Here is a 23,208-nt window from a genome sequence, read left to right as displayed (position 1 = left end):
ATTGGAGGGATTGGATGAACTTCATTTTACATGGATCTAAATATACAGTTTTAGCTTCCGTTTTTGACTCATTTCAAGGTAGGGAAAAAGAGTTTAATTGGCTTATAACAGACATGGAGATTGTCGCACATCAGGAAGAGAAACTTATCCGAGATTATCCTAAAATGTCGCATCCAATAGTTTGGATAGCAGGTGAAGATCTTTCAAATCTCGTAAAGAAATATAATCCTCAATTTATTTGGGGTGTACTATCTGCGTTTGATAAGTCTATAAACATTGATATTAATAATTTGCTTGTAGAACCCTATGCAAATGGAAATGAAGGGCTCTGGGTACCAAGTCCGAATATTCAGCACCCTCAAGCAAAACTTGAAATTGTTTGTTGGGATTCGTATGTAACGCTTTTTTTTAGTAAAGATGAGGACATCGATGATAAATTTCAAGACTATTTCAAGTCCGCTAAAAAATTGGATTTTTAAATAGGTCGTCCTTGAGTAATAAAATGAATGTATGAATAATAATCTCTTTGATGATTATTGGAATATTAGCTAGTATTTTTGAAAAAGTAACTTGTAAAACTTCGGAGTGAATTGTTAACTTTTGATGCGATAGGAAATCGTAAATAAATTTATGAAGGAGAATTTAGAGTTGATAGAGTTTTTGGGATTTATTATGATTTTGGTTTTGAATATTTTAGTAGCATCTATTATTCTTTTGCAAGATTACTATGTGGGTAGTATAAAACTATTTTATTATCAGAAAATCGGTGCTATGTTTGTAATTATACGTTCGTTGTTGAGTATATGGATTACCTATTCTATGATAGCCACACTATTGGGGACATTAAAAATTTTAGCAGTTCAATCAGTTATATTACTTTGCCTTTGGGGGCTTATGCAGTATGTAAAGAAGTACGGAGGAAAGTGGTATATTACAATGATTGCACTTATTATTTATGGTCTTAGCTGTTATTTTCATATTATGTATGCGAAAACTGTATAGATAATGAGAGGGTATTTGTAGACCTAGTTACATGATAGTAAGAATCTTTAATGAAAATTAAAAATGATGTCAAAAGGGAGACTAAAAGTGCTTATAGAATTTTTAGAATTCATTTCTATCTTGGCTTTAGTAGTTGTATTAACATTAACTGTTATGTTGCAAGATATATTTTTTATAAATATAAATAAACAATATACTGAAACACGTATTGGGGCGATTATTTTTTGTATTCGGATGTTGTTCGGGACATGGGTAGTATTTGTTACGGAAACTACTATATTTGCTGTCTCAAAAGTGACTGCAATTCAATTAATTATTTTACTTCTTATTTGGGCATGCTCGAAGTATGTACAAAAAAATAGTGAAAATTGGCTAATTACTATAGTTGCTTTTGTTATTTATGGTGTTGGTACTTACATGTATATTCAGTTTGCTTTTAGAGGCTATTAATATATCACCAGAAAAATTAGTGGTTAGAAAGATTCATTTGTTAAATGTGTGTATGAAGGAAGAGCGAATATACGCTCTTTTTTCTTTATATATAGGATAGGACATGTATCTAATCCTCGTGGGACAAATCAAAATAGAGAGCGGAAGGAATTATATGAACAAAAAAGAATTAAAATTAAAGCTACTGCAAGGTCTAATTGAAGATTTTTCTGCTATTTAATATTTAGAGGTCCTAAATATTTTTAGTTGTGGGGATGTACCTACAATAAGTTTTATAGAAACATTGTGTAGATTAAAGTAGTTCTCTTTTACAGAAAGTAATGTTGTAGATGATAATTTTAGTGTCTGTAAAGGGATAGAATTTGGTAGCTTTATGGATAAGAGGCATTATTCGCATAAAAATAAGAGTTTTAATGGTAAATAGGAGGTTATTATAATGAAATTCCCAAAAGATGAAGATGGACAAGTATTAAATATATTATATAAACAAGGTATAGATTTTAATAAAAAACATATAGTAGATTTCTTTATTGCAATTCCTGATCAAGGTAATGGAGAAAAAATAATTGGCAGACTACAAGAGCTGGGCTTAAATTGTGAATTAGATTATAATGAAGAATTTGAAGATTGGACATGTACTTGTTTTAAAGAAATGTTCTTAATTTATGAGGATATCGTAGAGATGCAAAAGGAATTGAATAAACTGGGTGAAGAGTTTGGTGGATATACAGATGGTTGGGGTGCATTTGTATAATAGTGAATTTAATTATCGTGATAAAATAAATTAGATGGAGTAAAGAAACTATTTATGGAAAGAAGGGCTTATATAAGTTCTTCTTTCTTTGTATATATTAAGATATCTTAGTGGTAGAAACGTATATGATATGTGGGCGGGGGGCTACCGGTAAAAGCCCGATTGGTAAGGACTAATTAAAGTTTCACTTTATATAGGTTTTGAGAGAGTAAGATATAAGATATATTGTTTGTAGTGAGATCTTGAATGAAGGGAGCGTGTGATAATTGGCAATGACGGATGAACAATTCGAGAATTATTTTGTTATGTGTTATGACAAATTAGAAAGTAAACAGCAAAAATTCATTTCGGATTATAATATCTATAACTTTGATGAGTATTGGTATGATCAAGATCAATGTATATTACAGTTTAAAAAAAATGGTCAAGTATTACTTGAATTTAGTGTTGTTTTTATAGGTTCTTGGTCTGAAAAGAGTAACAGTTGGATGTGGTCTTGGGCTAATGAGAATGTGGCTGATTATACAAGAAGTAAGTCTAACTGTTTGAAAGATTTACAAAAGATTACAGGAAGTGAGGTTTTTATAAATCCACTTTTTGAATGCGATCAAGAAATGGCGTATGAGCTAGCAGCCTTTTCCATTGAATATTTAGATGCAGAAGGAATGTATATGGCACCAGGTGAGAGAAGTGATGTATTTATGGCTGTTATGTCGCCGCGTGCGTTGTGAGTAAGCATATTAAAAATATAGATAAGGTAGAATGAAAAAGGAGTACAGTTTAATAAATTAATAAAAGGTATCATAGGTCCCTGATGCCATGGTGATAAATTTAAAGGAGTGAATTATATTGCTTGAAGTAAAGTTTTACGATTGGAAAAAAAAACGTCCTAAAAAACATTATTTGCTTGTACATGAAATTAGGATTTTTGAGTTGGTTTTCGCAAAGAAAGTTAGCGAGTTTGAGATGGGATTAAAAGAAATTGAGAAAGTTACTGTTTATTGTTTAGCTAAGGAGCACACTGATGTTTCATATAAAGTGAATAGGGCATCGGGTGAAATTAGTATACTGGTTCCTTATGATTTTATGAATTTCTTAACACTGGAATCAGTTGAAGAGAAATACAAAGAGTTTTGCAAATTAGTACGCCAATATGTTGTCCCTGGACTTGAAGAAAACTCTACTCTTTCATCATCTATTGTTAAAGGGTATATAGAGGAATCTTTAGATGAAATTGTGAAGCAAAACTATGAAGGAATATTTTTAGTTGGGAAGACACCTAAGAAAAGCCCAAGCCGTAAGAAGATAGCGATATTAAAAGGAATTCATCGTGTTAAAGGTTTCCAGCTACGATGTGAAGTGTATGATGAAAAGGGATTAAAGATTCGAGATCAATTATTGGTGGAAGAGGTAGGGAATGAAATGGTATATTCTAGATTCTTAGGGACATTAAAATGGGAAAGTGAAAATCTAATAGTAGTTCAATCTAAATCCAGTAGTTGGAAAGAAGAAATCTATCTTTAATAACAAGATAGTATAGTAGAAAGAGGGTTGTAGAGCATAAATGAATTTTTTTCGAAAAAATAAATTAAGTGACATTTAGAAAAAATACTATGAACATTTTGGAGAGCCTAGTCAGATTCTTGAATATACCTGGGGTGAAAGAGGAGCTAAAAGAGTAGAATTAGATAATACCGCTCTAAAAAAAGGAATGCTATACGTTTTAGAATTCCCGAAAAATGAAGATAGGCCAGTATGGACATATGTGACATTAGGGATGTCAGCTGAATATATGACCAATGGTGCTAAAGGAGAATTAATTTGGTTAAATGCAAATCAAAATGATGAAATGATTGATTTGCTTGCTGGATTGGCACACTATCCATTTATAGATGAAACCTCGTTTGATTACGGAGATACAATTTCTAATGCGGATGCTGAATCTAATTTTTCAATGAATGTGCTTTTAGTAAGCCCGGCAGTTATTGAGGCAGGAGAGTCTCCAGAGCTAATGGAGTTTTTTGAAGAAAAGGAGCTTGATTTATTTTGGTTATTACCTATTCATCAAGCAGAAAAAGAGTATATGATGGAACAAGGAGATGGAGATATTAGTGCGCTCTTTGACCTTTGGCTGGAAAAAGAGATTGATACAGAAACTTTCTGTGATCCACATCGTTTATCTACGGTTTGATAAAAATATTTTAAATAATAATTGTGAGTAAGCATCAAACTTATTAATATTAAGGAAGTTTGATGCTTATTTTTTATGTTTAGAATAAACGAGAGGTTTTTGATATATATGAAAGATATTGTATGTAAAGAATTAATAAGTCTTAAGTCTATTGTTGAAGCCTATCAATTTAAAAAAATGAGTTTGGATTATAAACAAAATGTAATTTTGCTAGTAAAAGACAATCAGAATCGACCTTTTATTATTGATTTAGATAAAAATAATGTGAATATAAATATTTTTAATTTAAATGTAGATATTGATGTCGAATCAGTGTTATGTATGCAACGAATCGGCGAGAAATGGTTACTGATATTTCACTATGAAGATGATAATGCGGTTATTTATAATGCGGATGGGAGTGAATATGTTAAGTTTTATATTGGAGAAGGGGTTCAAGATTGTCAGGTTGATGTGAACGAAGATATATGGGTTAGTTATTGTGATGAAGGAATTTTTGGAGAGTCTCCAATTGGAGCAAATGGTATAGTTGCTTTTGATTCTACAGGTCAATTGATTTTTGATAGCTATGATCAATATGTAGAACAATATAATATACCGTATATAGATGATTGTTATGCAATGAATGTTATAGATGGAGATGTTTGGCTCTATTATTATTCAGAATTTCCTTTAGTTCAAATGAAAGATAAAAAAATTCATATGTCGTGGAATGAAATACATGTAACTAGGAAAATATGGTCGAAAAGTTTTGCGGTTGCTCAAGGTAAAGTAGTATTCATTACTCAAGATAAAAAATTGGTTGTTTATGATTTAAACAATAATCAAGTGTACGATAGTAATCTTTGTAATGAACTAGGGGAGCAGGTTCAATTTGTTAATTATTATAGCCGCGGATCGATTATGTATTTTCAAACGGATGATACGCTTTATTATGTTAATTTACTGAATGTATGAGGTGATAAATGTGAATGAACGTCTAAAGAAAATTGCAATGTTAAGAGAAAAGGTAGAGGAAAAGGCTACTAGAGAAAAGTTTTTAATGTTATGTCCGTCTATAAAAGAATTTGAGATTATTAGCGGGAAGAAAATTGCTTCATTAGTAAACTTTTTAATTGATGAAACACCGAATCCTATCAAAGTTATGAGTGAATTAAATGCTGAACAAGTTATCAATGAAATAAAAGAATTTGAACGTGAATTAACTAGTTTATTGTCTAAGAAGATTATTGTATGGTATGCACATGAAAATTGGGACTTTGGTGTGCAATTAGAATTAGAAGATTTCATGTTATATACAAAAGAAGTATTACATTTCATTGGATATGACGATGCTCAAAGAGGATTAATTTATTCTAGCCTTATTGTAGTAGATGAAGCAATGAGAAGTGCTTTTTCTTTTCTAAAGAATGAGTACAATGTCGAGATAGTACTATGGAAAGAAAGCTGAGTGTATTAGAGTGTTTTAAAACAAATTGGATGAATGGTTGAATTTATTATTAGAAGAAGTGGTGCGTGGTTTAGTGTGATAGAAAGAAAAAGAGAGTCTTCAAGGGATATGTATAAGAGAGTAAAGGAGAGAAAATATGTCTTTTTATAAAGAGGAAATAGAAGGGGATAAATTGATTATAAGTGATGAAAGCATTGATATTTTAATGGATGCTTTTCAAAATAAAGGTGAAGAGATGCCTAAAAATATATCATGGAATTTCATAGCGACGGTATTACTCGCGGGATCTTATTATGAATAAGTAAAAAAACGAAGAGTCTAAATAGTCCCTTCGTTTTTTTACTTATTTTTTCTCTACTAACTTTTTATTCTTCCAATCTAGTGTAAATGATTTATTAAATGTTTTTTGATCAACGTCTTTTACGTTGTTTCCAACCCAGTTTGCAGTTCCGAATGTGTAGCCTGGACGAAGTTGGTAATCGTCGGCGTGTTTTGTATAAGCGACTTGTAAGTTAGATTGATCTGTATTTTTTTCAGAGATAACAACAGCAATCATACCAGGAGAGAAACCGCTATTTGTTAATGCTGGAAGTTGATCCATCGGTATTAAATTACCTTTTGCATCAGATTCATATAGGTATGTGCGAGAGTACATGAAAAGTTGGTTTCCATATAAAGAATGATAGGAGTCACGTGTGTAAATACCCCAGTTTTGATTGTTATATCCGTTAAAGAATACGTTCCACTTTACGTTTTTGTTTGTTTGGTCAATTAAATTTGTTTTATAACTAGTTTGTTTATAGCTTACAGAGTCAGACCAAGTGACTTGACCAGTTGCACCAGCTTCACCGCTAGGGCCATTAGGCGTTACAGAAGCTTTAACAGAGCCACCAAGTTGATAAGATACGCTAGATGTTACAGTCGTTTCTTCTACAGCATTTGTAGGCGCTACGTTAAAGAAACGAGCGCTGTTATCTTGAAGGTTAAATGCAACATCATATTGTGAAGGATAACGTAATGTTGCACTAGCGCCAGGGATTGGGTAGTTATCAATAGGTGCATCACTTATAGTAGGATTTGCTTTTAGAAAACTACCAGTTGTATTAATAACGGCAATCTGTTTATCAGCGCTTGGATCATCGATAAAAGTTACCTTTAAAGACATTGTCATATTATCAGCTTGATCATTATTAAATGTATTATAGCTCGTATGTGTTTTTGCATTTTGCCCGATATCTGTTACAACTTGTGACGTCGTTTGAGCGTAAGTAGCAGGTGTTGAAAGAGTTACAGCACTACTAGCAAAAACAGCGGATAATGCTAAACATTTTAAGTAGGTTTTAGAACGTTTCATACAATCACTTCCTTTTATCTTTGTCGATATATGTCGTATTACATTTATATCGTAACATGGAAATAAAACGGAATGGATGGTTATGCATAATTGCATAGATGAGTTTTGAAGGATAAAGATAATAGAATTTCATCCAACACTTAAGACTCAAAAATGTCCATTACAGCCGTTCTTAAAAATTTTAAGACAATATGTTTATCAATGTTCTTATTCTGAAGATTGAAGCGCTTAATATTTACGTTATAAGTGCATAACAAGTTATAATAAAAGAAATCAATAAGGAGGCTGGCTGTGAAGAATCTTCGTTATCTCAATATATTTACCATATTAATTATATACACACTACTTATGTTTTACATCGGCTGGAACGGATGGGTTTGGCTTCATGCGGTATTTGGCTGGGAATCTTGGGGATATTATGCTTTCATAGTCGCATTTATTTCATATGCGTACATTCTCGTGCAAGTGTTTAAGTTTTTGCCATTTCTGCGAACGATAGGTTCGATTTGGTTTGCGGTCATACAATATGCGCTTATGTTGTTGCCATTAGCTGATATTATGGTCTTTCTTTTACAGTTTTCAGTAGAGAAAGAAGCGGCAATTATTTGGACAGGGGCGGCTGTGATAGTTGCATTTATCTTTATCTTTGCGTATGGAGTATTTAATGCGTATAGTCCGGTAGTAAGAAAGTACGAGGTGCACATACCGAAAAAGGTAGAGGGGCGTAAAAGTTTACGCATTGCGATGGCTTCTGATATGCATTTCGGTAAACTGTCTGGCGTTTCGCATTTAAAAAGACTTGTTCGTCATGTAAATGAGATGGAACCTGATATTATTTTACTGCCAGGTGATATTATCGACGATCATCCAGGTGTGTTCATTCAAAAGAATATGGGACCAATCATGAAACAAATGAAAGCACCATTAGGCGTATATGGCGTATTAGGAAACCATGAATATTACGGCAGAGCAGTTCCAGAGTTTTTACAAGAGATGGATAAGATTGATATTCGTATTCTTTTAGATGAAGTAATTACAATTGAAGATGACTTTTATCTCGTTGGAAGAAGAGATAAAACAGAGCGAGATCGCCGAAGCTTTGAACAATTAATGAGTACGGTAGATAAATCGATGCCTGTTATCGCAATGGATCACCAGCCATTTGAGTTGAAACAAGCAGCAGCGTCAGGTGTAGATTTATTATTATCCGGTCATACGCACCGCGGACAAATGGCGCCCAATCATATTGTAACGAGAAGAATGTACGAGCTAGACTGGGGATACGCACAAAAAGGCGCGTTCCACGCAATTGTTTCTTCTGGATTTGGATTTTGGGGACCCCCGCTTAGACTTGGTAGTAGGTCGGAGATTGTGCAGGTAGAAGTTACATTTGAATAGGGGTTATGAAATAGAGAGCTGATGGCTCTCTATTTTTTCAATAAAAACAAATAACAATAAATGTTTATGTTGGTGCTAATTTCATAAAAGAGATACGATTATAAGACTCGATTAAAATAAAGGGGGATTGTAAGTGATCATATCAGATGTACTATACGGAGAATTTGAAGTGGATCAAGTAGTAGAAGAATTAATTTCAAGTAAGTCTATGCAAAGACTAAAGGGAATTCATCAAGCAGGCGCAAGTTACTTAGTGAACGAGAAATGGAATGTAACGCGCTTTGATCATTCAGTTGGTGTTATGTTATTAGTTAAAAAACTAGGTGGTTCAGTAGAAGAACAGATCGCTAGTTTACTGCATGACGTATCACATACTGCTTTTTCCCACGTGATTGATTACGTTTTTGATAATGAAGATGAAAGTTACCATGAAGAGATATTTAGTTCTGTTGTGAAAAACTCAGAAATTCCAGCGATCCTTGTGAAGCATGGTTATAACTATGAAGATATTTTATTAGATGATTCGAAGTGGACGTTACTGGAAAGGTCAGCGCCCGAATTATGTGCAGATCGAGTGGATTATACGTTACGAGATATGTATACATACGGATATATTTCTTTAGAAGAAGTTCACAGTTTTTTAGAGGGTGTCATCGCAGTAGAGGGGAAAATGGTTCTTCAAAATATCGAAATAGCGGAATGGTTTACAGAAACGTATTACAAAGAAGTAATCGATTTCTTTATGAAACCAATGAATATTTACGGAAATGATATGTTAGCGAAAACGTTAAAGGTAGCTCTTCATAAAAGGATTATTCATGCAGATGATTTTCTTCTTGAAGATGAGGAGCTTATTTCGAAATTGCAGCAATGTAATGACCTCGAAGTAGAAGCTTTATTAAGCAAAGTTCATTCAAATATAAAAGTAAAAGAAGATAGAAACGATTATGATCTACATCAGAAAAATAAAGTACGTCTTATTGATCCGCCGTTACTTCGTGAAGGTGAAGTTATTCCAGCATCTGTTGTGTCAGAAAACATAAGACAGATGAGTGATATTGCTTATGAAAAAGCGGTGAGAGGGATGTATGTGAAAGTGATTTCGAATTAAAAAAGAAGTAGCGCATCGTTTTTAGAGCGCTACTTCTTTTTTATTAATGATCAAACCAATTCCAAATCTCAATATCTCCAAGAGTCGCATAACGTACGTGCGGGGAGTTTTGTAATTTTAATAACTCTTTCGACGGGCCAGTAATAACAATGCCGTATACTTTTACACCGTTATCCTTTACATATTGATAACGTTTATCTAAGTTTAGTTCTTTCTCAGAAAGCGCTGCTATTTTGCTTACCGTTTTTTTATGGATAGAAAGGACGCTCATCATTTCGGTTACTTTGTCTTCTTGCGTTTTCTGCCCGTCAGTTTCATTATCGAGGAATCTTACATGTTCTGGAAACCCTATAGCTTCTCCGCCATGTAGGATATAGTCATCTACATTTTTTCTTTCTTGTCCTGTATCTAAAGCGTACCATACAGGAGTTGGAGGGAGTTCTTGTGCTTCAAATATGCTATATAAAAGCGGTTCTAATTCTTTTAAAGTGTAAGCTTTATCAAAAGAAATTGCTACTTCTGCAACGGTTCCATCATGTACTTTTGCAAGTGTATCCCATACTTTTTTTGATGAATCCTTTAAATAATCACCCTGCTCTGTTTTTGGATGAACAAAGAAGAGTTTTGGTTGATAGAACGGATTCATCCAAGTTTGCTTCGTGATATCTACAGATGATAAGAAGCTTTTTGTTTCTATTGTACCGAGGGGCATTTCTTTTTTACCCACGGTTCGTACTAAATCAAATTGGCTATTCGTACGGAAAAAAGCTTCTACACTTGTTCCGCCGCCCATAACACGGCTATTTGGGATCGTTGCTTCAAGTGCAAGCGAAGGAACCTCTCTAATTTCTTCTAGCCTTTTATCATTATTAGCTTGAAAATAAAAGGCTGATAATACCCCGCCGATTATATAGATAACGATGCAAATTGATAATATAAAACCAAACGTTTGTAAACGATGTTTCCACTTAATTCTCCAAAAAGGAATTTTAAGATCTTTTGGAGGTAACTTTTTCTTAATTGGTTCTGTTTTTGTTAACAGCTCATCTAAGTAAGCTTCACACGCTTCACATGACTCAATATGACTTTCTAACAGTTCTTGTTCATCATGCGTGAGCGTTCCATTTTCATACTTCTTCCATAGTTTTTTAAATTCTGTACAACCCATCCGTATCACTCCTTTATGCTTTGTATTTCTTTTCGTCCCCTGTGTAATTCAATTTTTACTTTCGCTAATGAGAGACCAGTCATTTCTGCTATTTCCTTATAGGAGAATCCATAGTAATCTCGTAGTAGTAGGACATTTCGTCTTTCGAGCGGAAGAGAAGATAAACTGTCTAACCAACTAGCAATCTCATGTTTTACGAAATATTCATGTTCTGTACTTGGCACGTTTGGTAAATGGAATTCTTCCACTGTAGCTGTGTTATACTTTTTTTCTTTTCGATACCAATCGATAAAGGCGTTGTAGGCTATTGTAAATAACCACGGCCTAATTTCTTCGCCTTTATAATAATCAATATGGACGAGCATTCGGTAAAATGTTTCTTGCATGAGATCTTCCGCATAGTGGGAATCTCCGGTTAGGGAGAGAAGATAGCGAAATAAATCATGCATATGCTCTGAGTAAATTTCTTCTAATGATTGTTTGCGTTTCACTACATTTCCCTCCCTCCCTTCATACATAACAACGAAATACATATAAAAAAGTTACAATTTTTTATGGAATTATAGTAAAAAACGTCAAGAATTGGATTGTGTTCTCTTTTATCATAATACATATAAGGCGGGTGAACAGAGATGGAAAGCTATGAAACACAAATTCAAAGGTCAATTGATTATATTGAGGAAGATGTAATGGAAAAACAGACGCTGCGTAATTTAGCACGTATTGCAGGTTTTTCTGAGTCGCATTTTCATCGTGTATTTCAGGCATTAGTAGGTGATACAGTAATGGAGTATGTTCGAAAGCGGAGGTTAGCCCGGGCAGCTTATCAACTTTCTCATACGGATGAAAAAGTTATTGATATCGCATTTGAGCATGGCTTTCAATCTCACGAAACGTTCACGAGAGCCTTTAAGAAATTATTTCAAATGACACCGAGTGAATATCGAAAACAAGAAATTGAAACACCGATGTATTACAGCGTGAATGTAAAGCAAAGAAAATTAAATCCGTATTTAGGAGGCATACAAATGGAATATCGTATTGTAAATAAACCAGAATTTTTAATGGCAGGTTATGAACTGAAGACGACAAGTAAAGAAGGGAAAAACCATCAAGACATCCCAGCATTTTGGCAAGAATATTTACAAAAAGATCTTGGAACAACGATTCCGAATCGTAAAGATACGAGCCAATGGGTAGAGCTTGGATTATGTACTGATTTTAATTTAGAAACAGGGGACTTCACTTATATTATCGGAATGGAAGTTACAGACTTTGAAAATGTACCAAATGAAATTGCAAAGCGTACTTTCCCGGCAGCAACATATGCAGTATTTACAACGCCGAAAGTTCCTCATAAAGAAATGGTATCGTCTATTCACCAAACTTGGAATGCAGTATTCTCAGAATGGTTCCCGCATTCAGGATATGAACATTGCGGAGTTACAGAGTTTGAACTGTACGATGAGCGTTGCCACGAAGATAAGAGTGAGTTTGCACAAGTAGAGCTTTGGATACCGGTGAAGAAAAAATAATAAGGTAAGAGCGAATCGTTGGGAGATGGTTCACTTTTTCATAAAAGGGGAAATAGGAAAATGTTCAAAAAACTAGAATGTGTATCTATACATACGAAAGATATAGAAAGATCAATTTCTTTCTATAAAGAAATGGGAATGAAGCAAAACTGGATGATAGAAAGAGAACTAGAAGAAGGAGCTATTTGGACGTTAATAGGATTGAAGTTTCCAGATGAAAAAAGTTCGGAGTTAGTAATAAGCAATCATCCGGATATTAATTTTATGGAAGTCGAAGTATTAGTAGAAGATGTACAACAAACGTATGAGAGTTTAAAAGATAATAAAGATGTAAAGTGGATTCGCGAACCATTTCCAACAGAATCAGGACATGTTGCCGTAATGGAAGCACCTGATGAGAATGTGTTTGTGTTAGTAGGGAAATAGCTGAAATATGGAGTGACCTTTCATAGTGAGTTATGAAAGGTTATTTTTATCCCGCTATTTGTCGGGCAGCCCGATTGGTGAGGGCTAATAATCAGTGCGGGATGAACAAAATCTCCACTGATTAAAGTTTCACTTTATAAGTGGATTGTTAAATTTGTATTGTTTTATCTGTAATACATATGAAAATGGTAAAATAAAACAGCAATTAAATATTGCGGGTGGAAGGTTATGCCCTTTCTTCATTTGGTGAAGAAAGGAGGTGTAATCGTATGGAATTTCTTTTGCAAATTTTGTTGGAAATCACAAAAACTATAGCTAGAGAAGGTATAGTTTTGGGATTTAAGAAATTAACGGCAAAAAAGCGCAAAAAGAAGACCACCCGTCTGCCTGCGAAGCGTGGGAAGTCTTCTAAGCGCAAATAAGCTTTAGTTGCAACCTTCCACCTTACGGTAATTAGTTGCAGTGACGGGGTGTTGGAAGCACCTCGTCTACTTCATTTTATGCAAAACTTAGTTAGTTTATACTTCTATTTATAGTATAACAGTTTAGAAATGTATTTGTTAATAGTTTTATTTTTACTTTGTATAGTAGGGAGGTAGGTTAGTATTGTCGGTTTTTGTCGGTAAGTCGATATATCTAGAAAATCGCTGATATATTTTGAATTGCGCCGATATATTTCGAAAATCGCTGATATAATTCGAGTTGCGCCGATATATTCAAAAAATCAGCGATATAATTTCATATACCGCTAAAACACCCCAAAAAAATGATCTGCATAATTTCAATTACCGCGAAATTCTCCCAGAAAAGAAAAAAAGACGCCACATAGCGTCTTTCCTACGAACGAAACGGAAAGACAAGAATAATCGTCGTTCCTTTTCCGAGTGCACTATCAACGGAAATTGTTCCGTTATGAGCATGAACGAGCTGTTTTGTAATGGCTAGGCCAAGTCCAGTTCCGATGTTGCTTTCTTCTGTGTTTGTTCCGCGGTAATATCGTTCAAATAGAAGTTCTTTCGTTTTTTCATCCATTCCTTTTCCGTCATCTGAAATGGAGAGTGTAAAGGAATTAGCGTTTTGTGATAATTTTACGATGACAGTAGTTGTTTCGTTATTATGTTTTACAGCATTTACTAGTAAGTTTTCGATAATACGCTGGAACCATTTTTCTTCAATGAAATATTGAATTTTATTTGAGCTCGGTACGAATTCAATATTTTGATTTTGGAGTGTTGGATTGTTAATAAATTGCAATAATACTTTTTGGACGAACTGATTGATTTCAACGTTTACGTGTTGGGCAGGAAGGCTGTTATTTTTTAATTGATACGTTAAGCTTAAATCATCAATTAATGTCGTCATATATTGAGATTTCTCTTTCATAACACTACCAAATTGCTGAATATCACGATCAGTCCAGTTATATTGATCCGATTCGAGTAATAATGCGTATCCATATATAGAGCTAAGTGGTGTTTTTAAGTCGTGTGTTAGACCGGTAATCCATTCTTCTCGTGTTTGCTGAAGTACTTGCCTCATCGCATCATTTTTTTTGAGTGTAATAGAAAGGTGTTCTAGTGAACTTGTTACATCTCTAAACAAACGGAATGACCATTTTTCTTTACCAGATCGCCGGAACCTGACAGGTTTTCCTTTTTTACTAATAGGTTCTTCATACTTTCCACCAGCAATATTTTTAAGCCAGCGCATCGCATGTAATAACGGTTTCCCGAATTTATTACCGTACCAAATAGAAAGAATGACTAAATAAACAAATACGATAAGAAGGATTAATCCGCATCCGATGAGAAACTTCTTAGTAAATACATCTTCAATTTCGTCATCTGGATAGTAGTGCTCATTTTTTGCAGTTACAACGAGAAGGTTGCCACTATTTGCATCGTAAAAGCTAGACGTGTTTTCTTTATGATTCCACGGTTCTTTTTCATTAAGGGCAATTTGTATTGCTGAAAATGTTTTTTTCTTTCCAATTGGATAGGAAAAAACCTCTTTGCCATTTTGATTAAATATTTGAATTGTTGCTTTTTCTTTAGACAGTAACTGTTTTTCTTGATCTGTTAATGTGAACGAATCCGTCGTTAAAGAGGAGTGCTCCTTTTGAATTGCTGTCAGTAACGCATTGCTTTTTAACATACCACCATAAATAACAAGTACTTTCTTTTCTTCTAATTCAATTTCCCAATATGTAAATTTATAATTACTTTCGATATGATGTTGTATATATGCGACTAAAGATGTCTTTGTATAAGTATTCGGAACATCATTTGGTGTATTAAAGTGGTAGAGGATTTTTCCGTTTTCATCTACAACTTGGAGCCAATCATTTTTCTCCTTAATTAAATCTTGCACTTCAGATTGTAACGAAATATGCCCATCTTCTGAAGAGATGTATCTTGAAATTGTAAAACTATCAGAATCTGGAATGTTAGGTTCGTATAAAGTACTAGTAAGAAGAAAAATTAAATAAGTAAAAGCAGCAACTACAGCGATAAGTAATGTAACTAAAACAAAAACGTGTTGCATGATAAATTGAATAATAAGTCGTTTATTAAAATTCATATCGTCACCCTACTTTGTAACGAACTTATAACCAAGCCCGCGAACGGTTTTTATATATTCTGGTTTACTTGGATCGTGTTCAATTTTTTCACGTAGTTTTCGAATGTGGACCATAACGGTGTTGTCATCGCCATTATAGGCAGGTGCTCCCCAAACTTTTTCGTATATTTCCTCTTTCGAAAATACGTAGTTCGGATTCTCGCAAAAGAAGAGTAGTAGTTGAAAGAGTTGAGCGGAACATTCGACAATGTGTCCATCTACTGTTAGTTCTGCAGAGTACTGATCAACTTCAAATCTTCCAAATGAAAGCGAGTGTGATTTTTGTTCGTGCGGTAAGGTTTGTTTCATATGTCTCCGAAGCTGTGCTTTCATACGTGCTACTACTTCTAATGGATTAAAGGGCTTCGTAATATAATCATCTGCACCGTATGAAAATCCGGATATTTTATCTAAATCAGATGCTTTTGCTGATAGGAAGAAAATTGGACAATCTGTTTGTTGGCGAATGATTGGACAAATATCAAAACCAGATTGTCCAGGAAGCATTACATCTAAAATAATTAAATCGTAATTGTTTTGCTTAGTTAGAGATAAAGCCATTTCAGCTGATGTTGCAGTTGTAATATGAGAAAAGCCTTCTTTTTTAAGAATGGTAGTTAGTAATTGTAAAATTGCTGTTTCATCATCAACGAGTAAAATATTTGCTTGGTACATAAACATCCCTCCTAATTTCCTCGAATATCATATCATCATTTTGTAACTTATGGAATTTTTAAGGAAATTTTAAGGTTTTCTTTCGCAAAAAATTAAGAATCAAATGATATGATAAAAGTAACATAGGGGAGGAGATGAGTGTGAATCCGTTTCAAGTGATGCGAGCTAGATATTTTTTAATTGTATTTGCACTATTAATTTTAATAGCGAGAAGTAGTGGCGAGTTACTAACAAGTACATTTCATATACAAAATTCTTCTTTTATAAATATTCTTATATTCTATATCCTTCCGATGCTATGGATTTTTTATGAGTATAGAAAGCATCACATTTCATTTTCATTGTTTGTTAATAAAAATGAAACATTTAACTTGGTGCAAGTTTTATACATTACGATTATGTTATGCATGTTTAGTTACGGGTATCTTATTTTGTATATGTATAGTTTTGCATGGATTACACCGGACTTTATTATGAACGCCCTGCATGAACCGATTGTAGATAGTACTGGGGGATATGTATATCAAGTCATTATGGTTGTATTCATCGCACCAATTATCGGGGAGTTTGTTTTTCGCGGATTTTTACTTCAACGCTTTGCAACAAAATGGGGAACGAGCATAGCAATCATCGTTGTAGCAATATTGTTTGCGTTGTTACATGTTGATTTCCTCGGTGCAGCCATATTCAGCATCGTATTATCAATCGTATATATTCGTACGAAAAGTTTACTCATGCCAATTGCAATACATATGTTAAACAATGCATTTGTAATGGGTGCGTCTTTTTTAATAAGTAGAGAAAAAATTATGAGTTTTGCCGATTTCTCAAATTACACGACATTCTTTCCTGGACTTATTATTTTTATAACAGGATTAAACTTAGTACTTATCTTTTTATTTGTTAATCGTAAATATTGGAGTAAAGAAGTGCCAGTTATATATGCAGAGCAGGAAAAGAGCTTTTCAGATGTAGTGGGGAGTAAATGAGATGAAGAAGACGGTTGAAAAAATATTAAAAGACATTATAGATTCTACGTCTATTACAGATATGTGTGATAAAAGCGTTTGTCATTGGCTTCAACCGGTAGTAGATACGATTGTGTTTCCAGAGTATTACTTATTTTCTAGTACTCATTTAAAAGGAAATATTATTTCTCTTCTTATTGTGTTCGGGGTTTTACTAATACTTGGTCTAATTGTAGAAGAAATGATGAAGCGCATCTTCAGAAAGAATGAAGAGAAGTATATGTGGATTCATAAAGTATTCGAGAAAGTAATGGTGGCTTTCCTTTTGTTTTATGGTATAAAAACAATCATTTACTTTATAGCTTTGAAACATCATTAATTCGAAATTTGAAAGGGATGTATAAAATTATATGAATGAAACGATATCATCAAATAAGTTTTTTTATTTGATTTTACTTAGTCTAGTGTTAATAACGACAGTGAATGTTATTTTGCGCTGGGAGGAAGCTTATTTTTTCATGTATTTAGCGCTCCATTTGTTGGGGATTTTATGTATAAGTGGTGGAGTCGTTACTGAAAAAAAGAATGAAGAAAGCGTTAACTATATGTGTGTGATCGGTCTTGTTTTACTTTTAGCTGTACAAGGTATTATGAAATATAGTTCTTTCTCTTTACAAGATTTTAGTTTATTAATAGATGTACTTCCTTAAAGAGGTTTTTTATGTTATCTAAAAAGCAAGTAGGGTACGTGTGTTGGTTTGTACGTGCGATCTTTATTCCGGATTATGAACTAAAGAAAGTGTTTAAAGATAGGGAAAACTCTTCTTATGTAGAAGAGTTTTTTTATGTAAATAAAAGGATCTCGAGCAATTCGCATAATAAGCTTGTTCTAATTTAGCGTGTACGAACTTACAATAATAATAGACAGGCAGCATAGAGGAGGGAATAGCGTGAGGAAGGTTATTGGTTGGTCGTTTTTTTTGTACGTTGGATTTGCGTTACTTATATATTGGTATTTATTTGGATGGAATCATGAACTTATTCCGGACATGTATAAAGGAACAAGTGCAGATCCAGAAACGTTTATGAGTGCGAGAGAGCTTACGCTAAGCCAAGATTATTCGCGCGTGAAAAATTTACTATACTTTTTAGCGACGCCTCTTGAATGGATTATTTTATTATTTGTACTTGTGCTAGGTATTTCAAGAAAGTTTGAGAAATGGTCGAAGGAAACGACTAAAATAAGTGTTTTGCAAGTTGCGATTTATTTCTTTTATTTATCATTACTGACAACAGTGCTTGCCTTACCGATGCAATGGATTGGCCGGAAAGTGTCCGTTGATTACGGCATTTCAACGCAAAGCACACAAAGCTGGATAAAAGATCATGTTATCGGTTTTTGGGAAAGTTATGCGACTATGTTAATCGTAGTTACCGTTCTATTATGGCTTATCCGTAAATTTCCGAAGAGATGGTGGCTAGCAGGGTGGGCGCTCTCTGTTCCATTTACAATCTTTTTAACATTCATACAGCCTGTCGTTATTGATCCACTGTATAACGACTTCTCGACGCTGAAAAATAAAGAATTAGAAACGAAAATTTTAGCGATAGCAGACAAAGCGGACATTCCTGCTAAACACGTATATGAAGTAAATATGTCAGAAAAAACGAATGCATTAAATGCTTACGTAACAGGAATTGGCCCTAACGCCCGTATTGTAATGTGGGATACAACGCTTAAGCAGTTAAAAGATAAAGAGATTTTATTTATCATGGCCCATGAAATGGGGCATTATGTTATGAAGCATATATATTTTGGCGTTGCAAGTTATGTATTGCTATCGTTTATAGGTATGTTTTTAATTAGTCGTATTATAAATATGTGTATTCGCAAATGGGGAGATACATTGCAAATTTCAAAAGTAGCATGTTTCTCCATTTTACCTTTATTTTTCTTAATTTCTTCTGTACTCTCTTTTGCAGCACAACCAGCAACAAACTACGTTTCACGTATAGAAGAAAGAGCGGCAGATCAATATGCTTTAAATATGACGAAGGATGGGAAATCTGGTGTGAAAACTTTTCAATATTTATCAAAAACAAGTTTAAGCCAAGTAAATCCGCCTGCGTTAGTGAAATTTTTCTTATACACGCACCCGCCAATTTTTGAAAGAATTCATGCGTTTGAACAATATGAGAAACAAAGAAAAAAGGAGTAGCTATTATGCTACTTTTTTTTATAGAGATATAAGTTTCATATTGGGAATATTTATCATTGCTTTTTATTGCGATTTTGTAAATAATAAGCTATAAAATTCTAAAAATCTATATATAAAGGAATAAAGGTGAAAAAATGTATTTTTTACAAAATTTAAAAGTGAAATATAAATTATTAGCGCTTATTTCATTAGCAGTTTTAGGTATGATAATTATGAGCAGTGTAGCAATTAATTCTATTAATAAGATTAAGCACGATACAGAGGTTGTAGTAGATGATTATCAAAATTCTGCAATTTTATTAGAAGGAATGCTTCGCACACAAAATTCACTAGAATATAATTTATTAGAATTAATTATGGCGTCACAAAATGAAGTAGTAAATAAAGAGGGGATAATTGATAATATTGAAAAGGATCTTAAAAAATATGATTCTTTATTAAAAGAATATGATGATGGCGTTAATTTAAGTAAGCAAGAGGATGAACTGTTTCAGAAGATGAAGAAATCTTTGCCAAGTTATAAAGATACATATAAAAAATTATTTGAAAAGGCGAAGGCAACAAACGAGCCACAAATGGTAAATGAATTTCAGAAGGAATTAAAACCGAAGGGAATAGAGTTAGCTGGTTATGCAGTGGATCTAGAATCGTATGTTTCAAATTTAGCTGACCAAGTATTTAAAGATTCTCAAAAAATGATTGATCGTTCCGTTATTACCTTTATCATTCTTGTAGTAGTTACTACAATCGTTATATGTATAGTAAGTTATATTATTAGCAAGCTTATAGTTGCTCCTTTACAAACGGTTAGTCGTATGATGGAAAGAGCGAAAGAAGGAGATTTAACTGTACATGGTGATTATACTGCTAAGGATGAATTAGGTGTATTAGTAAGTAATTTTAACGAGATGATTGCAGGGCTAAGAACAAATATGCAAGAAGTAGAGAATAATATTCAGCTTTTATTCCAACATGCAGACGGAGTAGTATCTGCATCAGAAGTATCTAGTAGTGCAGCGAAGAAAATCACTATGGATATTGAAGAAGTTGCAAATGGTGCAGAGAGTCAAATGCAAGCAATGGAACAAACTGCGGGTGCGATGGAAGAGTTGACACAAGGAATGCAGAGTATAGTCAATACATCATCCTCTGTAAATGAATTATCTGCTCAATCAGCATTAGATGCAGAGAATGGTAACAAATTAATGAAACAAATGATTCAACAGATGGATACAATCCAAAATTCGGTACATAGCGGTGTGAAACAAGTAGAGACTATGAAAGAACAATCAGAAGAAATTGTTAAAATCATTGATGTAATGCAAGGTATTACCTCCCAGATTAACTTATTAGCATTAAACGCCGCAATTGAGGCTGCACGTGCTGGTGAAAGTGGTAGAGGATTTGCAATTGTGGCAGATGAAGTGCGGAAATTAGCAGAACAATCTAGTGATTCTGCAAAACAAATTGAGAATCTTATTACTCAAGTTATGGGAACAACGAACCATACGGTACATATGATGGGGAAAGTAGATAATGAGGTACAGGCAGGTACACAAGTAGTAATGCACACAGAAAAAGTATTTGGAACAATTACAGAAAAAGTACAACAAGTATCTGAGCAAATTCAAACGGTATCTATGTCTACAGATGAAATTGCAGCGAGTAGTGAGGAAATCTCGGCTTCTGCAGAAGACATGGCTCAAATTTCCCAAAGATCTTCTGACCGAACTGATAGGGTAAAAGAGTCTATTCAACAGCAAGAAAAATCTGTTCAAGAGATTTCGGTTTCAATTGAACATATGCATAACGCAGCAGGAAAATTAAAACAAATAGTTGCCCAATTTACTCTTCAAAAGTAGTAGCATATTTGAGTGTTAATAAATATAAAAAAATCATCCTCTTTTAAGAAAAAAGGATGATTTTTTTATCTCGTTATTTGCTGGGCAGTAAGACCCCCACCTCAAAATTCAGCGAAAAATGCTACCTCTGAAATATAAACCATGAATATAGTAACCTCCACTAGGCATCTCCTTTAGGTGCCAATAAAGGGAAGTTATAAAGTGAAAAGGAGTTTATAAAGAGATTGTAGAATGTTTTAGTATATAACACCTTAGATGTGACAACTTCCTTTTTGAAAAAGAAAGAAGGGGGTATAAAGCAGAAAGGTAGTGGAAATATTTCTTCTAGAAGATTTGCATTTTATCTTACATTCACAAAAAAATAGTACTCCTGAAACAATGAAGTTCATTTTATTTGAATGAAATAGGGAGAGAGGATAATGAAGAAAAAAATATTGGGTGTAATGATGATTGCGACAATGGCAGGAGGTATATTTGCAGGGACGAATGTGACGCCTGTAAAAGCGGAAGAGTATCCACAAATGATTGTGTTTGAAGATGTTCCATACGGATTTTGGGCATATGATGCTATTATGGATTTAGCGTATCATAAAATTATATTAGGGTATGGAAACGGGAAGTATGGTGTTGGCGATCTTATAACACGTGAACAAGTAGCTGGGACTATTTACAGAACACTTGAGATAAAAGAAGAAGGGCCAGTAGCGAATCCATATAAAGATGTTTCTGATAGTACAACCACTTTTAAAAAGGAAATTTTAGCGTTAACAAAACGTGGTGTTTTTACAGGGGATGGCCAAGGGGATTTTAGGCCGAAAGCACCAATCTCTAGAGCGGAAATGGCTGTCATTTTAAAACGAGCATTTAATTTTGAAACGAAACAAAAACATACATTTAAAGATATTCCAAAAGGTCACTGGGCAGAAGATGCAATTAGTGCGTTGCAATCTAATAATGTTGTGAGAGGAACTGGGAATGGCATGTATGAATTAAATCGCCCTGTACCTAGAGAACAATATGCTCAGTTTATTAATAATGCGATTATTAATTATCATTTGAAAGAGGATTGGAAGTAGAGTGAAATATGAAAGCACAAATAGAAAAATTTGTGCTTTTTTGTTTGTTTAAAAAAGAATTATTATTCGTATTTATGTATTTTTATGGTTATAAACAAGCTTTATAATCAACCCGATGAAAAAGACATGATGTGTAATATGATTCACAAAACCGTCACGAAATGTGTCGGAAAATATATTGTCACTATACCATTTATTCTGTATATTTTTAAAAAAACATATACATATTGGGGAGATAATTTGATGAGCAAAAAATTATTAAAAACAGCTACAGCATTAACAATTATGGGTGGGGTGTTATTCTCAGCAGAGAGTAATAGTGTAAAAGCGGAAAGTGCACCGTTGCAAAAAGCAAATACAATTGTATTTAAAGATGTACCAAAAGGACATTGGGCATATGAGGCAATTCATGAATTAGCGGAACAAGAAATAATTTTGGGATATGGCGATGGAATATTCGGTTTTGGGGATAATGTAACACGTGAGCAAGTTGCAGCTTTAATTTACCGTGTGTTTGATATGGAAGAACAAGATGAATATGAAAACCCATATGGAGATATCGATGAAAATTCAACAAGCTTTATCGAGGAGATATTGGCTCTAACGGAAATCGGAATTTTCCAGGGAGACGAGAATGGAAACTTTAGACCGAAGGCGACGTTAACGCGTGCGGAAATGGCACAAGTTCTTACGAATGCTTTTGACCTACAGGCAAAGGGATCTCATAACTTTAATGATGTTTCAGCAAATTCATGGGCAACGAATGCAATTAGTGCAGTACAAACAAATGGTATTACAATGGGAATCGGAGAAGGTAAATTCGGTCCGTCTATGAAGGTAACGAGAGAACAATACGCACAGTTTTTACATAGAGCAATATTGCATGATATGGAACAAGGGCAGTAATAAAGTTTAACTAGTCAAAGTGAAATTCAAAAATAATACAAAAA

Annotated in this window: 27 protein-coding genes and 2 pseudogenes; 23 read left to right on the top strand and 6 right to left on the bottom strand. The window is 33.7% G+C overall.

The features are described from left to right. The first annotated feature begins 14 nt into the window (after positions 1-14). The 10 genes from ACTJJY_RS18655 (at position 15) to ACTJJY_RS18610 (ending at position 6,148) form a co-directional block, all read left to right on the top strand. Positions 15-479, top strand: coding sequence for a hypothetical protein (locus ACTJJY_RS18655; RefSeq protein ID WP_153587968.1), 465 nt, complete (start codon positions 15-17; stop codon positions 477-479). Positions 480-648: 169 nt separating this feature from the next. Continuing rightward, a complete protein-coding gene (locus ACTJJY_RS18650) occupies positions 649-1,002 on the top strand; it encodes a hypothetical protein (protein WP_440606241.1) in 354 nt (117 codons plus the stop codon). 87 nt (positions 1,003-1,089) lie between these two features. Continuing rightward, on the top strand, positions 1,090-1,452 hold the full coding sequence (locus tag ACTJJY_RS18645; protein WP_016082542.1) for a hypothetical protein: 363 nt from the start codon (positions 1,090-1,092) through the stop codon (positions 1,450-1,452). 436 nt (positions 1,453-1,888) lie between these two features. Beyond that, a complete protein-coding gene (locus tag ACTJJY_RS18640) occupies positions 1,889-2,206 on the top strand; it encodes a ribonuclease E inhibitor RraB (RefSeq protein WP_440606240.1) in 318 nt (105 codons plus the stop codon). A gap of 266 nt (positions 2,207-2,472) precedes the next feature. Further along, positions 2,473-2,937 carry a DUF6882 domain-containing protein gene (locus ACTJJY_RS18635; RefSeq protein WP_440606239.1) on the top strand — a complete coding sequence of 155 codons (465 nt, stop codon included), beginning with the start codon at positions 2,473-2,475 and terminating at the stop codon, positions 2,935-2,937. A gap of 118 nt (positions 2,938-3,055) precedes the next feature. Next, positions 3,056-3,730: a hypothetical protein gene (locus ACTJJY_RS18630; RefSeq protein ID WP_440606238.1), complete on the top strand. Its 675-nt coding sequence runs from the start codon at positions 3,056-3,058 to the stop codon at positions 3,728-3,730. A gap of 187 nt (positions 3,731-3,917) precedes the next feature. Next, entirely contained in the window at positions 3,918-4,397 is a 480-nt protein-coding gene (locus ACTJJY_RS18625; RefSeq protein WP_236723018.1) for a suppressor of fused domain protein, read from the top strand. Between the two features lie 108 nt (positions 4,398-4,505). Beyond that, positions 4,506-5,354 carry a hypothetical protein gene (locus ACTJJY_RS18620; protein ID WP_440606237.1) on the top strand — a complete coding sequence of 283 codons (849 nt, stop codon included), beginning with the start codon at positions 4,506-4,508 and terminating at the stop codon, positions 5,352-5,354. Positions 5,355-5,364: 10 nt separating this feature from the next. Further along, on the top strand, positions 5,365-5,847 hold the full coding sequence (locus tag ACTJJY_RS18615; protein ID WP_001005736.1) for a hypothetical protein: 483 nt from the start codon (positions 5,365-5,367) through the stop codon (positions 5,845-5,847). A 136-nt stretch (positions 5,848-5,983) separates the two neighbouring features. Further along, positions 5,984-6,148 (top strand): hypothetical protein, encoded by a 165-nt coding sequence (locus ACTJJY_RS18610; RefSeq protein ID WP_170950093.1) that lies wholly within the window; start codon positions 5,984-5,986, stop codon positions 6,146-6,148. A 42-nt stretch (positions 6,149-6,190) separates the two neighbouring features. Here the strand turns inward: ACTJJY_RS18610 and cytK2 are convergent, their stop codons facing one another. Beyond that, positions 6,191-7,201 carry a beta-channel forming cytolysin CytK2 gene (cytK2, locus tag ACTJJY_RS18605; protein ID WP_149215021.1) on the bottom strand — a complete coding sequence of 337 codons (1,011 nt, stop codon included), beginning with the start codon at positions 7,199-7,201 and terminating at the stop codon, positions 6,191-6,193. A gap of 143 nt (positions 7,202-7,344) precedes the next feature. Beyond that, positions 7,345-7,458: pseudogene (locus ACTJJY_RS18600) on the bottom strand (TetR family transcriptional regulator); the annotation flags it as partial. A gap of 34 nt (positions 7,459-7,492) precedes the next feature. Here ACTJJY_RS18600 and ACTJJY_RS18595 point away from each other — a divergent pair. Together ACTJJY_RS18595 and ACTJJY_RS18590 are read left to right on the top strand one after the other, a co-directional pair. Beyond that, entirely contained in the window at positions 7,493-8,599 is a 1,107-nt protein-coding gene (locus ACTJJY_RS18595) for a metallophosphoesterase (RefSeq protein ID WP_000793730.1), read from the top strand. Between the two features lie 133 nt (positions 8,600-8,732). After that, positions 8,733-9,710 (top strand): HD domain-containing protein, encoded by a 978-nt coding sequence (locus tag ACTJJY_RS18590; RefSeq protein ID WP_440606236.1) that lies wholly within the window; start codon positions 8,733-8,735, stop codon positions 9,708-9,710. Positions 9,711-9,753: 43 nt separating this feature from the next. Here ACTJJY_RS18590 and ACTJJY_RS18585 read toward each other — a convergent pair whose 3' ends face one another. Beyond that, on the bottom strand, positions 9,754-10,878 hold the full coding sequence (locus ACTJJY_RS18585) for an anti-sigma factor (RefSeq protein ID WP_440606235.1): 1,125 nt from the start codon (positions 10,876-10,878) through the stop codon (positions 9,754-9,756). A 5-nt stretch (positions 10,879-10,883) separates the two neighbouring features. After that, complete coding sequence (locus tag ACTJJY_RS18580; protein WP_440606234.1) at positions 10,884-11,369, bottom strand: RNA polymerase sigma factor; 486 nt, start codon at positions 11,367-11,369, stop codon at positions 10,884-10,886. Between the two features lie 141 nt (positions 11,370-11,510). Here ACTJJY_RS18580 and ACTJJY_RS18575 point away from each other — a divergent pair, with 141 nt between their 5' ends. From ACTJJY_RS18575 to ACTJJY_RS18565, 3 genes are all read left to right on the top strand, one after another. Beyond that, the gene (locus ACTJJY_RS18575) at positions 11,511-12,413 is read left to right on the top strand and encodes an AraC family transcriptional regulator (RefSeq protein WP_000446844.1); all 903 of its coding nucleotides are present in this window, start codon (positions 11,511-11,513) and stop codon (positions 12,411-12,413) included. A 60-nt stretch (positions 12,414-12,473) separates the two neighbouring features. Next, entirely contained in the window at positions 12,474-12,839 is a 366-nt protein-coding gene (locus tag ACTJJY_RS18570; protein WP_440606233.1) for a VOC family protein, read from the top strand. Positions 12,840-13,108: 269 nt separating this feature from the next. Next, complete coding sequence (locus ACTJJY_RS18565; protein WP_000394945.1) at positions 13,109-13,261, top strand: hypothetical protein; 153 nt, start codon at positions 13,109-13,111, stop codon at positions 13,259-13,261. A 415-nt stretch (positions 13,262-13,676) separates the two neighbouring features. On the opposite strand, the gene ACTJJY_RS18560 is transcribed toward ACTJJY_RS18565, so the two are convergent. Then, positions 13,677-15,419: a sensor histidine kinase gene (locus ACTJJY_RS18560; RefSeq protein ID WP_440606232.1), complete on the bottom strand. Its 1,743-nt coding sequence runs from the start codon at positions 15,417-15,419 to the stop codon at positions 13,677-13,679. Positions 15,420-15,428: 9 nt separating this feature from the next. Then, positions 15,429-16,133, bottom strand: a complete 705-nt coding sequence (locus tag ACTJJY_RS18555; RefSeq protein WP_440606231.1) for a response regulator transcription factor — start codon at positions 16,131-16,133, stop codon at positions 15,429-15,431. A gap of 140 nt (positions 16,134-16,273) precedes the next feature. On the opposite strand from ACTJJY_RS18555, the gene ACTJJY_RS18550 reads away from it, so the two are divergent. From ACTJJY_RS18550 to ACTJJY_RS18515, 8 genes and pseudogenes are all read left to right on the top strand, one after another. Beyond that, on the top strand, positions 16,274-17,122 hold the full coding sequence (locus ACTJJY_RS18550) for a lysostaphin resistance A-like protein (protein WP_440606230.1): 849 nt from the start codon (positions 16,274-16,276) through the stop codon (positions 17,120-17,122). A gap of 1 nt (position 17,123) precedes the next feature. Continuing rightward, complete coding sequence (locus ACTJJY_RS18545) at positions 17,124-17,480, top strand: hypothetical protein (RefSeq protein ID WP_440606229.1); 357 nt, start codon at positions 17,124-17,126, stop codon at positions 17,478-17,480. A 31-nt stretch (positions 17,481-17,511) separates the two neighbouring features. Then, entirely contained in the window at positions 17,512-17,811 is a 300-nt protein-coding gene (locus tag ACTJJY_RS18540; protein WP_001006050.1) for a DUF2101 family protein, read from the top strand. A gap of 240 nt (positions 17,812-18,051) precedes the next feature. Continuing rightward, the gene (locus ACTJJY_RS18535) at positions 18,052-19,320 is read left to right on the top strand and encodes a M48 family metallopeptidase (protein ID WP_440606228.1); all 1,269 of its coding nucleotides are present in this window, start codon (positions 18,052-18,054) and stop codon (positions 19,318-19,320) included. 134 nt (positions 19,321-19,454) lie between these two features. Continuing rightward, positions 19,455-20,234, top strand: a pseudogene (locus tag ACTJJY_RS18530) (MCP four helix bundle domain-containing protein); the annotation flags it as partial. Next, entirely contained in the window at positions 20,229-21,182 is a 954-nt protein-coding gene (locus tag ACTJJY_RS18525; RefSeq protein WP_407842732.1) for a methyl-accepting chemotaxis protein, read from the top strand. The pseudogene ACTJJY_RS18530 and the gene ACTJJY_RS18525, both read left to right, overlap by 6 nt. Positions 21,183-21,601: 419 nt before the next feature. Then, positions 21,602-22,258, top strand: a complete 657-nt coding sequence (locus ACTJJY_RS18520) for an S-layer homology domain-containing protein (protein ID WP_016082513.1) — start codon at positions 21,602-21,604, stop codon at positions 22,256-22,258. A gap of 138 nt (positions 22,259-22,396) precedes the next feature. Then, on the top strand, positions 22,397-23,164 hold the full coding sequence (locus tag ACTJJY_RS18515; protein ID WP_114159535.1) for an S-layer homology domain-containing protein: 768 nt from the start codon (positions 22,397-22,399) through the stop codon (positions 23,162-23,164). The last annotated feature ends 44 nt before the right edge of the window (positions 23,165-23,208 follow it).

It is taken from the genome of Bacillus sp. 22475, from assembly GCF_052044835.1.
In the GTDB taxonomy this organism is placed as follows: Bacteria; Bacillota; Bacilli; order Bacillales; family Bacillaceae_G; genus Bacillus_A; species Bacillus_A cereus.
The sequence above is the reverse complement of the archived record's forward strand: the minus strand, read 5'-3'. Positions and strand labels throughout refer to the sequence as shown.

Bases quoted from the DNA above. Each gene is read 5' to 3' on its own strand.
- ACTJJY_RS18655 (WP_153587968.1), top strand. From the start codon at position 15: ATGAACTTCATTTTACATGGATCTAAATATACAGTTTTAGCTTCCGTT.
- ACTJJY_RS18640 (WP_440606240.1), top strand. From the start codon at position 1,889: ATGAAATTCCCAAAAGATGAAGATGGACAAGTATTAAATATATTATAT.
- ACTJJY_RS18625 (WP_236723018.1), top strand. From the start codon at position 3,918: ATGCTATACGTTTTAGAATTCCCGAAAAATGAAGATAGGCCAGTATGG.
- ACTJJY_RS18620 (WP_440606237.1), top strand. From the start codon at position 4,506: ATGAAAGATATTGTATGTAAAGAATTAATAAGTCTTAAGTCTATTGTT.
- ACTJJY_RS18610 (WP_170950093.1), top strand. From the start codon at position 5,984: ATGTCTTTTTATAAAGAGGAAATAGAAGGGGATAAATTGATTATAAGT.
- cytK2 (WP_149215021.1), bottom strand. From the start codon at position 7,201: ATGAAACGTTCTAAAACCTACTTAAAATGTTTAGCATTATCCGCTGTT.
- ACTJJY_RS18585 (WP_440606235.1), bottom strand. From the start codon at position 10,878: ATGGGTTGTACAGAATTTAAAAAACTATGGAAGAAGTATGAAAATGGA.
- ACTJJY_RS18575 (WP_000446844.1), top strand. From the start codon at position 11,511: ATGGAAAGCTATGAAACACAAATTCAAAGGTCAATTGATTATATTGAG.
- ACTJJY_RS18570 (WP_440606233.1), top strand. From the start codon at position 12,474: ATGTTCAAAAAACTAGAATGTGTATCTATACATACGAAAGATATAGAA.
- ACTJJY_RS18565 (WP_000394945.1), top strand. From the start codon at position 13,109: ATGGAATTTCTTTTGCAAATTTTGTTGGAAATCACAAAAACTATAGCT.
- ACTJJY_RS18560 (WP_440606232.1), bottom strand. From the start codon at position 15,419: ATGAATTTTAATAAACGACTTATTATTCAATTTATCATGCAACACGTT.
- ACTJJY_RS18555 (WP_440606231.1), bottom strand. From the start codon at position 16,133: ATGTACCAAGCAAATATTTTACTCGTTGATGATGAAACAGCAATTTTA.
- ACTJJY_RS18545 (WP_440606229.1), top strand. From the start codon at position 17,124: ATGAAGAAGACGGTTGAAAAAATATTAAAAGACATTATAGATTCTACG.
- ACTJJY_RS18540 (WP_001006050.1), top strand. From the start codon at position 17,512: ATGAATGAAACGATATCATCAAATAAGTTTTTTTATTTGATTTTACTT.
- ACTJJY_RS18525 (WP_407842732.1), top strand. From the start codon at position 20,229: ATGATTGCAGGGCTAAGAACAAATATGCAAGAAGTAGAGAATAATATT.
- ACTJJY_RS18520 (WP_016082513.1), top strand. From the start codon at position 21,602: ATGAAGAAAAAAATATTGGGTGTAATGATGATTGCGACAATGGCAGGA.
- ACTJJY_RS18515 (WP_114159535.1), top strand. From the start codon at position 22,397: ATGATTCACAAAACCGTCACGAAATGTGTCGGAAAATATATTGTCACT.